This window comes from Microcystis sp. LE19-84.1B, from assembly GCF_027531875.1.
Classification (GTDB): domain Bacteria; phylum Cyanobacteriota; class Cyanobacteriia; order Cyanobacteriales; family Microcystaceae; genus Microcystis; species Microcystis panniformis.
In genome coordinates this window covers 1-1,794 of sequence record NZ_JAPZSR010000460.1, presented here as the reverse complement: position 1 = coordinate 1,794, position 1,794 = coordinate 1, and the positions used below count along the sequence as shown (strand labels likewise).

The window sequence follows — 1,794 nt, the reverse complement described above, 5'->3', positions numbered from 1 at the left end:
CGAGATATTTCCACATTACCTGGACATGAACCTTATCTTTGATGCGTCGCAGCTGGATATCGTAGGAACGACCCCATTTTTCTAGTAATAATTGCTGTAAGTCCACACCCGTCATGGTTGCTATCGCTTCTCAGATGTCAGGAGGAGGTAAAATGTTTTCTTGAGGAAGGGGGAAGTGGATGTTGCTATCTCTTGTGCGCGAAGGATGGTCAGAGCCGCAAGTGGAGAATTTTATTTATTTGAACAAGCATAAACATCGAATTGTCAATTATGGTTATTTGCAGGCAGAGGGTATTTCCATTGGCTCTGGCTCTGTTGAATCAAAAATTAAACAAATTGCTCATCGTCTTAAAATTACTGGTGCAAGTTGGGAATCTGGTAATGTACCGCAAGTCCTTCGTCATCGCTGTGCTTATCTAAATGGTTGCCTTTTTTAACTTTTTTATTGAGATCATTAAGCATTTCTACTTATGTCAAAGGGTAGATGCTCCCAGGTCATAACTATTCTAGACTACGGAGGTCTCCGCATTACTGCCCTAATTAATAAATTGACAAACAACTTAAAATGATCACCAACATATCTAGACGACTAACCACTGGCGCTCTTGCCATCGCTGGCAGCGTTGCCGCTTTCGGCTTTGCCGGTGCTGCCCCCGCCCAAGCGCAGGCGCAGGCGGAGTGTTTGCCACAAAGTTTCAACAATTTCAAGACCAATCCTTGCCGAAAAGGGGACAAGTTGTTTACACACATCAACTCATCTGGCATTGGTATAAATGACACGAACAATTTTCTGACCATTACGGAAACCGTGCTGCCCTTGGGCGATTTGCACACCTTCACCTTCACCCCAGCTACCCCTCTGCTAAGTTCATCTGGTACTTATGTCATAGATTACACGATCGAGATCGTTGATAACCCCAACACTCCCGGAAACGAACTTTTGACGCAGATGTTCTCAGCATTCAGCGGCGGCTATACCACAACTGGCCAGACTGACTTCGGTGTCTCTCTGAACAAGACGGTTTGGTCAGATGCTTTCGGCGGGTCGAGTTTGGTCGGAACCTCAGAGGCTAGAAGCCTGGATATTGGTGGCATAGGCTCTCCTGGCCTCACGGTTCTAATTGCTACGAATATCCTGAAACTTTACGTCAGAGACACTTTCTTTGTCTCTAGTGTTGACGGATCAGTTAACAGTATAACCAACGATTTCAGACAAACTACTTACATCCCCGAACCCTCTGCTATCCTCGGTATCTTAGCCGTTGCTGGTGCTGGTGCTTTTGCTCGTCGCAAGAGCTAGTCACTGCCATTAAATCAAAGGCAAGCGTTGAGGTTAAGCTTAACGCCTTTTTTTGTGTCTAGACAGGGGGAAGTGGGGAGTCTGAGCATTTGTACTAAAATTTCCAATACGCATTTCAAATGCAAGTTTAACAATACCACTGATAACTGATCACTGATCACTGATCACTGAGCAGCCATTCCGATGCCCTTTCACCTAGATCTAGGGCCAGACTAACCGCTTTACCAAGACGGGGACGCTCGCGGGTTTCGCGGATAAAAGCTTGAAATTGACTAAAACCACCCCATTCATGGAGATAATTAGCGATCGCATTGAGATGTTCCAGATATTCAGACTCGGAGAGGGGAAAAGACGCTTGTTCGAGATATTTCCACATTACCTGGACATGAACCTTATCTTTGATGCGTCGCAGCTGGATATCGTAGGAACGACCCCATTTTTCTAGTAATAATTGCTGTAAGTCCACACCCGTCATGGTTGCTATCGCTTCTCAG

Annotated in this window: 3 protein-coding genes and 1 pseudogene; 2 read left to right on the top strand and 2 right to left on the bottom strand. The window is 45.5% G+C overall.

Annotation, left to right across the window (positions count from 1 at the left end):
• On the bottom strand, positions 1 to 115 hold a 115-nt coding region (locus O9324_RS25695), incomplete at its 3' end, for a DUF3067 family protein (RefSeq protein WP_287970696.1).
• Positions 116 to 203: 88 nt separating this feature from the next.
• Between O9324_RS25695 and O9324_RS25690 the strand changes: the two are divergent.
• Together O9324_RS25690 and O9324_RS25685 are read left to right on the top strand one after the other, a co-directional pair.
• Positions 204 to 437 (top strand): annotated as a pseudogene (locus O9324_RS25690) (ISKra4 family transposase); the annotation flags it as partial.
• Positions 438 to 565: 128 nt separating this feature from the next.
• Positions 566 to 1,300: a PEP-CTERM sorting domain-containing protein gene (locus O9324_RS25685; protein ID WP_288141685.1), complete on the top strand. Its 735-nt coding sequence runs from the start codon at positions 566 to 568 to the stop codon at positions 1,298 to 1,300.
• 157 nt (positions 1,301 to 1,457) lie between these two features.
• Here the strand turns inward: O9324_RS25685 and O9324_RS25680 are convergent, their stop codons facing one another.
• Positions 1,458 to 1,775 carry a DUF3067 family protein gene (locus O9324_RS25680; RefSeq protein WP_002766634.1) on the bottom strand — a complete coding sequence of 106 codons (318 nt, stop codon included), beginning with the start codon at positions 1,773 to 1,775 and terminating at the stop codon, positions 1,458 to 1,460.
• Between the last annotated feature and the right edge of the window lie 19 nt (positions 1,776 to 1,794).

Coding starts and splice junctions, on each gene's coding strand:
- O9324_RS25680 (WP_002766634.1), bottom strand. CDS start 1,775: ATGACGGGTGTGGACTTACAGCAATTATTACTAGAAAAATGGGGTCGT.
- O9324_RS25685 (WP_288141685.1), top strand. CDS start 566: ATGATCACCAACATATCTAGACGACTAACCACTGGCGCTCTTGCCATC.